The organism is Bacillus aerius, assembly GCF_029894105.1.
Lineage (GTDB): Bacteria > Bacillota > Bacilli > Bacillales > Bacillaceae > Bacillus > Bacillus altitudinis.
In genome coordinates, this window is the sequence record NZ_JARYHO010000001.1 from 2,272,285 (window position 1) to 2,284,846 (window position 12,562).

A 12,562-nucleotide genomic window follows, 5' to 3' on the forward strand; every position below is an offset into this window, starting at 1 on the left:
TTTCAGACCGTAGACAAACCCCACCTTTACTTCAAGTAAAAGTGGGGTTTTCACTTATTTTGATAAAATTGATCAGTTGCTTTACGCTGGACATGGCTCTTTCCATGTCCAGTTTGCTAATTTCTTAAGATTCATGGCAGCAAAAGTAAGCATCGCCTGCATCGAAACTTTTTTCAATCCTCGAAGTTTCGTCCATCGCATTCCATGCTTTTCTTTTGCATCCGCAAAAACGCGTTCAATCGTTTCTTTCCGTTTTGCATAGATGTTCTTATTCATTTCAGTGAGTCTCAGATGGTCTGCTTCGTCTAGGTAGTCCTGCCAAATATGTCGGTGAATCTGTTTGGTGTGATTTTGACTTTGTGTACAGTTATCTAAAAACGAGCAGGATTTACATACCTCTGAATCGGACGCATATTGCTTATATCCCTCTCTAGTCGTTGTACGATAAGAAAGAATTTGCCCGTTTGGGCAAATGTAACAATCAACATGTGCGTCATATACGTATTCATTCTTTTTCAAGTAACCAGCTTTTGTTCTCGGGCGGGTGTAAGGCATGACAGGTCTTATCTCTTGATCCATTAAAAACTTGGCGATATATGGTGTTTTATATCCAGCATCTACTGCGACTACATTGGGTTTTCCGACTTTCTTTGTCACCTTTGATACGAGTGAATCTAACATACGACTATCATGAACATTTCCACCAGTGACCAGTGATCCTAAAATAAATCCTTTTGAATCACAAGCCGTATGAAATGAATAAGCAAATAACTTTTCACGTTCATCTTTTACATAGTAGCCACTCTCTGGGTCAGTTGTACTGACCTTGATTTCTTTTTTCTCTTTCTTATTCTGTAGGGGTAACGGCTTTTTTCCATGTTCCTCACGATCAACATTGATCTCCTCATGAAGCTGATTTTGATAACTTCTCGTTTCTACTCGAACAATTTTCTTTTCAAGTTTTTTCTTATTGGCGTTTGCTTTTACATGAGTTGAGTCAATGAAAGCGATAGATGGATCAACGAGACCTTTTTTCATCGCTTCTCTTAAGATTCGATAAAAAATTTGTTCGAATAAATCTGTATCATGAAAGCGTCTCACGTAGTTCTTACCGAAGGTAGAAAAGTGCGGAATTTTCTCCGAAAATCCATATCCAATAAACCAACGATAAGCCACATTAGTTTCAATTTCTTTAATGGTTTGACGCATAGAGCGAATGCCAAATAGGTATTGGATCAAAACCATTTTAATAAGAACAACGGGATCCACACTTGGTCTGCCGTTATCAGAACTATAATGATCTTTGACAAGATCATAAATGAAATCAAAATCGATCGCTTGATCAATTTTTCGTACAAGATGATCTTCAGGCACTAATTCATCTAAGGCCACTACTTCTAATTGATTTCTTCTTTCTTCTTCACGTTTCGATAACATGTTCATCCCCCACAGAAATGTGTTATTGCCCTTATTATACAAAAAAGCGTGCAATTAGCAGGCTTTTTCTATTGATTCAAATGTTTATTCACGCTTTCTAATTTGCTTGAAAGGGTGGTCGTTTGATCTCTTCTGTCATCTATGCGGATATTGGTTGCTACTCGGTGTAAACCCTTTTCAAATGGAGCCTCATGAATACGCTGAATGACCTCAAATAAAACATGTATTCATTGGTGTGAGCTGATATTTGATTTTCCCTTCTTGTTGAAAGCCCTCTAACAGTCTTTGTACGTCTGCTACATATGCACTCACGCTTGGTGTCTCAGTGCCTATTGGAATGATGGTGACATCTGCTATCGCCATGGTTCTTGCTCCTTTCAATGACATCCTATTTCTTTCTCGTTCTCATTGTAACCCATCGTGATTCAAAAATGCCATGATCATGTGGCGTTTAAGCTTGGTTTGTCCCGTTCTATCGTCAAATCTGCTCTCTCTACCTTCCCAATCTTTGTGAAAAGGAGCAGGCATATACCTGAAATGGCTTCGATCAGTCCACCAGCTGCAATGACATATCCTGAACCGAATAACGTCGCCATATAGCCACCAATGAGAGCGCCTAACGGTATCATTAAATACGAGATCATGTTAATAATCGCATACACTTGCGGCTGATCCTCCGCTTTTACTGACAATTGAATCATCGTATGTTCAGGTACATTGACTGCACTGATGGCTGCACCTAAGGCAAATGCAGATATAAACACAAGTGGTAATAAGGCATTCATCCCTGTAATGAAAAATGCAATTCCATCAACGATCCCTGCCCCGATAAACAACAGACCGTATCGATTCACTTTCACCTTTGTTAAAACGAATCCCATCAAAAATGCACCTAATGCCGTGGTCACTTTGATGAATGAATATACTACTGGTCCACTATGTAAATCTTCTGTTAAATAAATAACCGACAATGCCTCCCACGGTGCCGCAGCAAAATTGGAGCAGACACAAAAAATGGCTAATGGAAACAAAATATGATGACTTTTCACAAGTGAAAATCCCCTTATTAATCGTTTTCCGTATGATAATCCTTTTTTTCCTTTATCCATGATCGCTTCCGTTTTATATGTAATCAGCAAAACCAGCAAAGCGGACATGAGGTAAAGAGGAATAATCACAAGCATTGTATATCCTACCCCTACAAATGCAATCATGACACCACAAATCGTCACAGTCACAAGCCTGACCACATGACTGGCTGATTGAATGGTTGCATTCGCCTTTTGTATCACATCTTCATGCACAAGCTTTGGAATAATGGACACCGAAGCTGGTTCATAGGAACCACCAGTCGCTGAATGCAGCAACATACCGCCAATGATGAGTGCCAAAGGAGAAAAATCATAAAAGTAACTCACCACAATCACAAGTATAATCGCCGCCCGAGTTAAATCAGCAAAGCACATCCAAAATTTCAATTGATGCGGCTTCATCATTGGGGTAATAAACGGCCCAATAATGGCTTGAGGGACAAAACTAACGGCAATAAAAAATGCTGTTCCAATTGCTCCTTTTCCCCCTAGCACTAAAAGCCACAAAATGGTGTTAAAAGATAAACTATCAGCAGTAATTTTACACATTTTAGAAACAAATAGATAAGTAAAATTCCGTTTCCACAGGCTTTGAGCATTCAATCATCGACATCTCCCTAATTCATATCCTTTTTTTTACATCCACTCTTTCACAATAGCTTACAGGAATGCTCTCGTCAATCACATCAGCACGGTTTTTATTGACCATAAGAAATTGATTGGTTTGAACGTATTAAATGATTGTTGACAAAGGGCGAAAATGAACTTGATTTTAGCCCTTTGTCTTCTTTTCAGCGTGATAGAAAACCTTTGCAGCCCTAGGAAGGACGAGTACTGACGCGGAGTGAATTTCACATTCGTGAGCACCGGCACGCAGGACTAACAAAGAATGCGAGGGTTTGTCTACACGCTGAAAGCACCGATTAGGTGCTTTTAATACTTACATGCTTCCCACAATAACCGCTTTGTTTTTTCATAGATCGAATCAAATTGACTCATAGAAAGCGGGTTCTTACCTCGCCCAAGTTCCACCGTATATCCCTCACTTTTACATTGATAAATAAACCAATCACGATAACCTGCATAGCTATCAAGATATTGAATCGCTTTGTAACCGCTCACCCGTTCTAACCGTTCGACCGTCTCTTTTGAAATGGCCGGTTCGTGGCCAAGAAAACCCCAGTATATCTCTTCTCCTTGTGTATGAAGGGCAATTAGCCGGTCAAAGCGTTTTCGTAAGGCGAGATGTGCCATTGCTTTCGCTTCTGGTTCTGTTAACGGCTGATGCCCTGGGAAATCCCTATAAGACGGTGCCTTCGGCTTATTACGATAATATTCGATTTCCCAATAAGCAGGAAATTGATTGTTTAAATCAATTCCTCGAATATTCGCCTTCCATTCTCGATAATCGGAAAATCCACCATTTAGCGGCGCGAACTCCTCACGGCACAACCCTAAAGATTCTGGACCATTGCGAACCAAATCAACACCGTCTGGATTTACCATCGGGACAATAGACAAAGCAGTGGTCTGCAATATACGAACCGCTTCATGATGTCTTGCTTGCACTGGGTCCGAGGCCGCTAAACAAAGTGATTTAAGCCATTTTAATAAAACAGAGGTCGTGATCCATTCATTTGCATGAAAAGAGGCATTAACATGTATGGAATGTAAATGTTGTACAGGCTCCGTACGGATTTCATAAATGGGCGTATCAAGCACTGATTGACCAATCACACTCATCTGAAGAAAAGGAAAAACAGCTTTCAAATATTGAAGCTCTCGTTCTAAGTGAGCGCTATCATATTCAAATGTGCCGCTGATCCAATCATCTGATTGCTGGAGCCGGTAAGGCGCAATGAAGCTTTGCACCTCACCTACCGATTGAAATGAATGGGTCCCTTCTGGAAGTCTATACCCCGGTAAAAGGAGGTGCTCCGTATTTGACTGATTGGACAAACGGAAAGCTTCTTTTCCTATACCAAGCTGCTTTGCCACATCCTCCTTCCTTGCCTCATCCAGATGCCATTCAATTGTGCCAAACGACTTTTTCATTTACATCCCTCCTCTCACACTATATGAACCAGTAAGTAAAAAAAGAAAACCTCTGCATGTAAATAGCAGAGGTTTTCTTTTAAATTAAGACGCCTTTTTTAGCTCAGTGTCATCTTCTTTTTTAGATGGTGAATGGTCCGAGTTGTTTCGGTCATAAAATCTAAGGAGATCTCCATAGATAATTTGATCAGAGAATTGAAGCTCTTGTTTTGCCTTTTCTTCATAAGACTGACAAACAGACTCATCTTCTCTCGGCTCACCCGTTTCTTTGTTGTAGCAAACACCCGCTGTGAAAACACTGTCCTTCGTAATAAAACTTCCATCTCGAAGCACTGTGAAGTCATTTGTATCTTTTGATAATAGGTCATGACCAAATTGAATTTGCTTGCTTGTATCGATTCCTAGAAGGTTCATGACTGTTGGACGGATATCTACTTGCCCGCCAACTGTATTAATCTCTTTTGGATGTTTATCCGTGATACCAGGAATGTGTACAACAAATGGTACTTTTTGAAGCTGAACTTCTTCAAAAGGTGTAATGTCTTTGTTTAAGAATTGTCCCATTGCTTCGTTATGGTTTTCAGAAATCCCGTAGTGATCACCATATAACACAAAAATGGAGTTGTCGTATAACCCTGCTTCCTTCATTTTTTTAAAGAAAAGCTTTAGTGCCTCATCTTGATAACGCACTGTAGGGAAGTATTTGTTCAACGTTTTGCTCTTTGAGTCATATTCATCAATGAGCTTATCTTCTTCATCTAAGTCAAATGGAAAATGGTTCGTTAATGTAATCAATCTCGTATAGAACGGTTGCGGGATCGTTTTCATTAAATCTACTGACTGCTCAAAAAACGGACCATCTTTTAGTCCCCAGCCAACTGAATTTTCTTCATTTACATCGAATGATTTAATATCAAAAAATTTGTCGTAGCCAAAGCTGTCATAGATCAGGTCACGGTTCCAGAAACTTTTGTTATTCGCATGAATAACAGAAGAATGATAGCCTTCCTCTTTTAACAACTCAGGTGCGGCTTTGAACTCGTTGCTTGGATTTGTGAAAAATACAGCTCCTCTTCCAAGCGGATAGAGTGAATTATCAACAATAAACTCGGAGTCCGATGTTTTCCCTTGACCCGTTTGATGATAGAAATTACTGAAATTGTAGCTTTTCTTGATCAATTTGTTTAAGAACGGCGTGATCTCTTTCCCATTCAATTTTTCATTGATCACAAAGCTCTGAGTAGACTCAAGCGATACTAGAATGACATTTCGTCCTTTTGCTTGACCAAACGTCTTTTCATTACGGTCTGTTTGATTTGCGCTTACATAGTTTTCAATTTCAGTTAAGCTATTGCTGTCGGCAAGTGCTCGCTGAGCGGATTGCTTCGATTGCAGAACCCCATCATAAATATGGAAGTTATATAAGCTGATGTTTTTCACTAGCATCTCACGGTCAAATGAACGAGTTAACAGCTCTGGTCTTTCTGTTTCAGCCAAACCAAGGTTAAAAAAGAAAGTGGCTGCCACAAATAAATAATAAGCTGCACGTCCCTTACGTGAAATCGTTACATCTGTTCTAAAGGAAGGCTGTTTTTTATAGAGCCAAATTAAAATGATGATATCAACAAACATCAGAAAATCAACTGGTTCAATTAAAGAGGTAATACTTGACCCGAGGTCACCCATATTGTTTGTTTGAAATAGGACGGGGATGGTTAGAAAATCACTGTAGAATCGATAAAATACAATGTTAGCTAATAAAATAAATGTCAGAACAAAACTCGTCACGATGATATATCGATTGCGATTTTTTTCTTTAAAGAATAAACCGATACCGAAGATAAACAAGAGAAAGCTAAGCGGATTAATAAACAGGATAAATTCCTGCATGAAATTTTCAATTTTGATATTAAAGCTAGATTTATAGATAACATAGGTTTTCACCCACATTAACAAAGTCGCAATCAGTAAAAATGACATCGCCTTTAATCTTTTCTTTCGCATTGTAACCTCCTTATGCTAAAAACGCACTCAGGTTAGGGACATCCCCAATTATTGGTGCTTCTTCAAAAATAACTAAAGTATATCTTATCCTGTCTATGCTGGAAAATCAATGTCTTTTTCCCCATGACAAACTTATGAATATGCTAATCATTCAATTTCATGCCTATCTATCGCTGATTTTAATAAAAATGACATCATTATGACATTTTTGTTCAAGACAGCCACTTGTTTTTTGCCATCCATGCACCGCCGATTACGCCTGCATCGTTTCCTAGTGTGGCAATTACCACTTCAACATCCTCAGCACATGGGGGGAAGGCATGATGTTTGACGACACGCTCTACTTTACTGCGAAGAAGCTCGCCCGCTTTAGATACACCCCCGCCAATGACGATTTTTGTTGGGTTTAAGGCACTAGCCAGATTCGCAAGGACAAGACCAAGATGGGTTGTCACTTCATCTACGACACGCATCCCCAGTTCGTCTCCGTTTTCTGCTGCCTCAAATACATCCTTTGCAGACAGCGAAGTAAGTGAGCCAAGTGATGATGTATGGCTCTTTGTTTGTAATGTATCCTTTGCGATTCGGACGATACCTGTGGCAGACGCAATGGTTTCAATACAGCCTGTTCTCCCGCAGTTACATGGTGCTCCTTGAAATGGAACGGCACAAATATGACCAATTTCTCCACCAGCACCTGTTTCGCCTTGAACCACTTCTCCATTGACAATAATACCGCCGCCAACCCCTGTGCCCAGTGTAACCATCAGGATGTTTTTGGCGCCATCACCTGCACCCTTCCACATTTCACCGAGTGCAGCAATATTCGCATCATTTTCGATGACAGATGGAAGTCCTGTCTCTGCCTCTAAATGGTCTTTCAAGGGATAGTTTGTCCAGCCCAGATTCGTTGTTTTATAGACAATTCCGGATACTTTATCCACTGGTCCAGGTGCCCCCATACCGATCCCAATTAGTGCTGATTTCGGCATGCTGATCTCAACTAGTTTATGATCAATTGACTTGGCAATGTCGACTGTAATTGTCTGCCCAGATTTATCCGTAGGAATCTCCCACTTATGCTGAATTTCACCATAAAGATTAATAAACGCAAGCTTAATTGTCGTACCGCCAAGATCAACTCCTACAAACCAATCCCCTGTCATATGTCCTCCACCTTCACATTGTTTTTCGATTTAATTTGGCTAGTTCCATTTGAAGGATGGTCATTGCGTTTGACCATTCAGTTCGATCGATGATGCCCGATGTGTACATTTCCTTCAATTCATCTGCCATAAATTCTAATTCCACTTTACGATCTCCGAAATATACGTAATTTCCAAATCTCATGAACAGCTGCTGTACATCATATAACGTTTTCATTATTTTCACCATTTCTCTAAATCAACAGATAGGATAAGCGTATTCATAAATACGCTTTCAGTCAAGTCATTCAACGTGTTTGAGTGTTTTCAATATATTGTTTCAACTTTAAAAATTGGTCATTTTGCGGATCTTGTTTTAATGCTTTTTCGATGAAGTCGTCTGCTTCCGCTGTCTCGCCTTTTTCTACATATAACAACGATAAGTGATACAATTTATTCGGCTCATTTGGATCTTTTTCAAGCGACTTTTGCAAATACTCAATGGCCTTGTCAAGATGTCCAAGCTGCGCTTCGGAAAGCGCATATATATGAAGTGCTTCAGCTGAGGCATCCTTTTGCTTTACATATTCCTCTAGACGCTGACTTGCTTCGCTATAGTTCTTTTCATCAAATAAACTCGCTGCCTCGCTAGTTGCCGCCGCTTCTTTTTGATCGTCTGAATGAAACCCTGTATACAATCCAAAGCCGCCAATAAGGAGGAGAAGAAGACTAGCAAGAAGCATTTTGACAGGCTGAAACTGTTTAGGAAGACGGACCGCTAAAGCGGCTAAAAATCCGCCAGCAAGCCCCCCAAGATGCCCTGCATTATCAATCCCTGATACAGTGAAACCTATCCCTAAGTTGATGAGGATAATCACGATAATATTTGTCCCCATCGTACGAAAGAAGAGCTTCCGGTTAGAGATCGCTAAATATAACAATGCGCCTAAACAGCCAAAGATCGCACCTGATGCTCCTGCTGCGATGGCTGTATTAAACACAAAGCTCGCTATGGAGCCAAAGATGCCGGAAATTAAATAAATCAGCAAAAATCTTCCTGAACCATAAATTCTCTCAACAGCCGCTCCAACGGACCAAAGAGCAAATGTATTAAAGAGTAAATGCGTCAAACCAATGTGTAAAAACATAGGTGTCACAAAACGCCACCATTCACCCTCTAAAATCAGCACATTATTTTTCGCACCGAATGCTGTTAAAGTGGCTGTATTGGTACTTCCACCAGATAATTCAAGTAAAAGAAACATCACCACTTGAACTGCGATTAACAAGTAGGTAAAAATCGGTCTGCCATTTTGAAAAACGGCCCGTTCTCGTTCACGCTGCTTTTCCTGATCTTGAAATGCCTGAAGCACGTTCATTTTCAGATGCATCACATCTTCGACTGTATCTGCCTTCGCCTCTTCTACATCAATCGAAAGTGATGTATTCAGCCATTTTTGCAGCTCGTGTCCATCGTTTTGAAGGGTTTCTTCATTCAGTAAAACAGGTGTCACCGTCACCTTTTGCTGTTTTTGCGGTTGACCGTTTATGTCTTCCCAATCATCTACTGGATGATCAGCTGTAAATTGTAGCTGCAGGAGATGAAGAGAACGTTTACGCATGGCTTCTCTCAACTGATTCATCCGAAAGGCCTGCTCTTCCATATCTCGAACGATCTCCTGTCTAAAATTCACATCTCTTCTATATAGACGGATGAGATCATATCCTGAGTTTCGTGGTGCTTCAAAAAAGATTTCATCTTCTGGGTACGGACTTTGAATCATCTCGTATCCTTTTTGTCTGAGTTCATCAATCACTCGCCAAAATAGACTATCTATGACATTCATTCATTCGCGCTCCATTTTTTACATTATTATAGCAAGAATTACTCTTATACGCATTTCTCAACAAAAAAATCCCGGCTTTTGCGGGATTAGAATGCTTGGCGAATAAATTTCGTCCGAAAATATGGGATTTTCATCAGCCATTTAATAAAAAAGTGACGCACTTGGTTTTGACCTAAGATCAAATTCATGAGCCGATAACGATTTTGCACAAGAACGAATGCAAACAGTGTGAACACAATGCTCCAAATCATTTTATTCATCATATTCCCTCCTATGTTCGTATCGTGGCTTAAATAGGATTTGTTTATGCATAAACCATCATTTTTATCACTGACAATGGCGCGTCTTTTATTAATCAGTTTTCACAGCCTAATCCCATGTTCTTTTGATTGAATATAAAACTCTTCTCCATACTCTGTTTGAAGATAAGCTACATCAAATTGTTGAAGGTCAATCAAATCCTTGAACGTATGAGGCAGTTTACCATTCCACTCTAACTCTTCGATCTTATGCGGGAAGTTGTGATCGTTTGGATTTGGTGTATGGATATATACTGCGTCTAATGCAGGATCTTGTTCGTAAATACTAATCCATGTTTGATATGGCTTTTCAAAACCTTCAAGCAGCTTGAGTGTTCTATTGTACAAGGCGACATGAGCTTTAATATGCTCTCTTCTTATTTTCAAGCTATTTTTCCCAACACCCCAAAAATCAAGATGGGTATGAAAAAAATCGAACCAATAATCATGATCAAGTTGTAAGTCAAAAGTATTCACTTCCTCCCACAAATTACGGAAGTATCTTTTCTTTCCTCGAAATTTTTTCAATATATGCCTCCTGCTAGCTAAAATGCCATGAACTAATGAAACGATCTCAACACAAAAAGCCCGTTTTTGGACAATGAGCGGGCTTTCACTTTTGATATAACGTACCTTTTTCACTGACAATCATAGACACCGGGATGTCGTGCGTTTCAGCCGGAATATGCCTCGTCTGCTGTAAAGACAAACAAAGGGCAATGGTTACCCCGTGGTAGTCCGCTAAGTAGCGATCATAATAGCCGCCACCAAACCCAATCCGGTAACCACGTTGATCGAAGCACACCCCAGGAACAATGATCAAATCAATGGCTTCTTTATGTACAGCTGTAGACTCAAGAGGGTCTGGCTCCAATAGCCCAAAGTAGCTGGATGTCATCTTTGTTTCAGGTGTATATTCATAAAACACCATCTCTTTTGTTTTCGGAAAACAGGTGGGAATACAAACTGTTTTTCCTTCTTCCCACGCTTTTTCAATCAGAGGCATTGTCGGTATTTCTTTTCCCCTAGACATAGTCAAAGCAATCGTTTTCGCCTGTTTCCATTCTGACAGCTGTAGCACGTGTTCATGAAGTAGAGCGGCGTGGCGATTGAACTCTTCAGCGCTTATCTGATCAAGCATGGCCAATGTTTGAAGGCGGAGCTCCTTTTTCATACAGGTTCATCTCCCATCATAAAAAAACAGCAGGAAAATTCCCTGCTGCTTACTTTGTTTCACGATGTAAAGTTTGTTTTTTATCACGTGAGCAATACTTTTTGAATTCAACGCGATCTGGATTGTTTCGCTTATTCTTTTTAGTAATATAGTTACGCTCACCGCATTCAGTGCAAGCTAGAGTAATATTTACGCGCATGTTTTTCCCTCCAAACTAAAATCAATTCACATTCAGACCTAACTATAATACCACTTCTAGCTAAGGAATGCTAGAATGTTTTTTCACCAATTTCATTTTTCAATGCATTCCACCCGCATCCTGATCCATATTGTCTGGTCATGTGATGAAAAATCGCCTTCTCCCCTATAAAAACACGTTCTTTGTCGTACTGTATACATGAGAACCCCCTCTTTGTTCCACAGCTTTTTTTCATCTGATCCGTCTTCTTTTATTTTAACAGCGGGCAAGGTTTTCATACTCGGTTTCCCTATAAAAAGAAAAATGATGAAAAAAAGGTGATTTTTTCAGCAATTCCTTTTGAAACTAGCTTTTTTATGGTATAAAAAAGAAGGGTCGAAAACTGTCTGAAACAAACATGAGAGCCTTTTTTGGCTTTCAGCATTAAAATATGAATAAAAGGTGATGAAACATGGAAATTGCAATTATCGGATTGCTTGTTGTCAGTATTGTACTGATCGCATTCTCATATTTTCAAAGAGAGCCGATTAAAGAAGTCGAACAAGAACTTGAAACACTTCAACTATCTGCAATGCAAGAAATCTATAAACTGAAAAAGAAAATGAAGGTTCTTGAAGAAGAATTGCTTGAAACAAACATCGTTGTCCGCAAGCATTCAGAAATTGATCCATCTATTGCAAGACAAATCATTTCAAAGCACCAAAATGGCATGTCTCCTGAGGCCATTGCGCGCGCTGAGCATGTATCTGTAGAAGATGTGAACATGATCATTAAAGACAACGAGAGGGTGCTTGTATGACGAAAAAAAGCATCCAAACGTTTGCAGCAGGTATGATTCTTGCAACTGGTGTTCTGGCGATCGTCTTTTTCCTTACTGGAAAAGATGAAGCGGCAGCTGATTCTACAACAAAAGAAACCCTCGCAGCGAAAGTGACAGACACTGACGTGAAAAATTACTTAGACTCTAAAAAAGAAGTCTCCGTCAGCCGTGAAACATATCAACAACTTCTTGATTATAAAGAAAAAGCGCTGAAAGCAAGTGAAGACGGCGATTCTCAGAACGATAAACAAACAACGGACAAGCCAAAAGGCAAAACGGTTAAATTCGTGATTAAAAACGGTATGAGCACAAGTGATGTTTCAGACATGCTTGAAAAGGACGGAATCATCAACTCGTCTAAAGATTTTAATGATTACGTGATAGACGCAGGCTACCATAAAGAAATTCGTGCCGGCAAATTCAATTTAAAAACAGGTATGACATTCAAACAAATTGTCAAAGCCTTAACAAAATAACATCAAAAACCCCCT

The 12,562-nt window shown here is 39.7% G+C and carries 13 protein-coding genes and 1 pseudogene; 2 read left to right on the forward strand and 12 right to left on the reverse strand.

Features of this window, described 5'->3' with window-relative positions:
- Positions 1–81: 81 nt before the first annotated feature.
- The 12 genes and pseudogenes from M2353_RS11745 to rpmG all read right to left on the reverse strand — a co-directional run bounded on the left by M2353_RS11745 (position 82) and on the right by rpmG (position 11,251).
- Positions 82–1,437 carry an IS1182 family transposase gene (locus M2353_RS11745; RefSeq protein WP_284725463.1) on the reverse strand — a complete coding sequence of 452 codons (1,356 nt, stop codon included), beginning with the start codon at positions 1,435–1,437 and terminating at the stop codon, positions 82–84.
- 68 nt (positions 1,438–1,505) lie between these two features.
- A pseudogene (locus tag M2353_RS11750) lies at positions 1,506–1,800 on the reverse strand (MTH1187 family thiamine-binding protein).
- A 77-nt stretch (positions 1,801–1,877) separates the two neighbouring features.
- On the reverse strand, positions 1,878–3,131 hold the full coding sequence (locus M2353_RS11755; RefSeq protein ID WP_048001385.1) for an MFS transporter: 1,254 nt from the start codon (positions 3,129–3,131) through the stop codon (positions 1,878–1,880).
- 330 nt (positions 3,132–3,461) lie between these two features.
- The gene (locus M2353_RS11760; protein WP_056705261.1) at positions 3,462–4,583 is read right to left on the reverse strand and encodes a M14 family metallopeptidase; all 1,122 of its coding nucleotides are present in this window, start codon (positions 4,581–4,583) and stop codon (positions 3,462–3,464) included.
- Between the two features lie 84 nt (positions 4,584–4,667).
- Positions 4,668–6,587 (reverse strand): LTA synthase family protein, encoded by a 1,920-nt coding sequence (locus M2353_RS11765; RefSeq protein ID WP_284725464.1) that lies wholly within the window; start codon positions 6,585–6,587, stop codon positions 4,668–4,670.
- A 212-nt stretch (positions 6,588–6,799) separates the two neighbouring features.
- Entirely contained in the window at positions 6,800–7,753 is a 954-nt protein-coding gene (locus M2353_RS11770; RefSeq protein ID WP_284725465.1) for an ROK family glucokinase, read from the reverse strand.
- A 13-nt stretch (positions 7,754–7,766) separates the two neighbouring features.
- Positions 7,767–7,970, reverse strand: a complete 204-nt coding sequence (locus tag M2353_RS11775) for a YqgQ family protein (protein WP_284725466.1) — start codon at positions 7,968–7,970, stop codon at positions 7,767–7,769.
- Between the two features lie 70 nt (positions 7,971–8,040).
- Positions 8,041–9,579 carry a rhomboid family intramembrane serine protease gene (locus M2353_RS11780; protein ID WP_284725467.1) on the reverse strand — a complete coding sequence of 513 codons (1,539 nt, stop codon included), beginning with the start codon at positions 9,577–9,579 and terminating at the stop codon, positions 8,041–8,043.
- Between the two features lie 86 nt (positions 9,580–9,665).
- Positions 9,666–9,839 carry a hypothetical protein gene (locus M2353_RS11785; protein WP_017367602.1) on the reverse strand — a complete coding sequence of 58 codons (174 nt, stop codon included), beginning with the start codon at positions 9,837–9,839 and terminating at the stop codon, positions 9,666–9,668.
- A gap of 102 nt (positions 9,840–9,941) precedes the next feature.
- Positions 9,942–10,406 (reverse strand): hypothetical protein, encoded by a 465-nt coding sequence (locus tag M2353_RS11790; protein WP_061419592.1) that lies wholly within the window; start codon positions 10,404–10,406, stop codon positions 9,942–9,944.
- 85 nt (positions 10,407–10,491) lie between these two features.
- Positions 10,492–11,052, reverse strand: coding sequence for a 5-formyltetrahydrofolate cyclo-ligase (locus M2353_RS11795; protein ID WP_284725468.1), 561 nt, complete (start codon positions 11,050–11,052; stop codon positions 10,492–10,494).
- Between the two features lie 49 nt (positions 11,053–11,101).
- A complete protein-coding gene (rpmG, locus tag M2353_RS11800; protein ID WP_008360061.1) occupies positions 11,102–11,251 on the reverse strand; it encodes a 50S ribosomal protein L33 in 150 nt (49 codons plus the stop codon).
- 451 nt (positions 11,252–11,702) lie between these two features.
- Between rpmG and M2353_RS11805 the strand changes: the two genes are divergently transcribed.
- Both M2353_RS11805 and M2353_RS11810 read left to right on the forward strand, forming a co-directional pair.
- Entirely contained in the window at positions 11,703–12,050 is a 348-nt protein-coding gene (locus M2353_RS11805) for a hypothetical protein (protein WP_003217285.1), read from the forward strand.
- Complete coding sequence (locus tag M2353_RS11810) at positions 12,047–12,547, forward strand: endolytic transglycosylase MltG (RefSeq protein ID WP_007501254.1); 501 nt, start codon at positions 12,047–12,049, stop codon at positions 12,545–12,547. Before M2353_RS11805 ends, M2353_RS11810 begins: the two co-directional genes overlap by 4 nt.
- Positions 12,548–12,562 lie beyond the last annotated feature (15 nt).

Excerpts from the sequence above, each read along its gene's own strand:
- M2353_RS11745 (WP_284725463.1), bottom strand. The coding sequence starts at position 1,437 with ATGTTATCGAAACGTGAAGAAGAAAGAAGAAATCAATTAGAAGTAGTG.
- M2353_RS11760 (WP_056705261.1), bottom strand. The coding sequence starts at position 4,583 with ATGAAAAAGTCGTTTGGCACAATTGAATGGCATCTGGATGAGGCAAGG.
- M2353_RS11765 (WP_284725464.1), bottom strand. The coding sequence starts at position 6,587 with ATGCGAAAGAAAAGATTAAAGGCGATGTCATTTTTACTGATTGCGACT.
- M2353_RS11770 (WP_284725465.1), bottom strand. The coding sequence starts at position 7,753 with ATGACAGGGGATTGGTTTGTAGGAGTTGATCTTGGCGGTACGACAATT.
- M2353_RS11775 (WP_284725466.1), bottom strand. The coding sequence starts at position 7,970 with ATGAAAACGTTATATGATGTACAGCAGCTGTTCATGAGATTTGGAAAT.
- M2353_RS11780 (WP_284725467.1), bottom strand. The coding sequence starts at position 9,579 with ATGAATGTCATAGATAGTCTATTTTGGCGAGTGATTGATGAACTCAGA.
- M2353_RS11785 (WP_017367602.1), bottom strand. The coding sequence starts at position 9,839 with ATGAATAAAATGATTTGGAGCATTGTGTTCACACTGTTTGCATTCGTT.
- M2353_RS11795 (WP_284725468.1), bottom strand. The coding sequence starts at position 11,052 with ATGAAAAAGGAGCTCCGCCTTCAAACATTGGCCATGCTTGATCAGATA.
- rpmG (WP_008360061.1), bottom strand. The coding sequence starts at position 11,251 with ATGCGCGTAAATATTACTCTAGCTTGCACTGAATGCGGTGAGCGTAAC.
- M2353_RS11805 (WP_003217285.1), top strand. The coding sequence starts at position 11,703 with ATGGAAATTGCAATTATCGGATTGCTTGTTGTCAGTATTGTACTGATC.
- M2353_RS11810 (WP_007501254.1), top strand. The coding sequence starts at position 12,047 with ATGACGAAAAAAAGCATCCAAACGTTTGCAGCAGGTATGATTCTTGCA.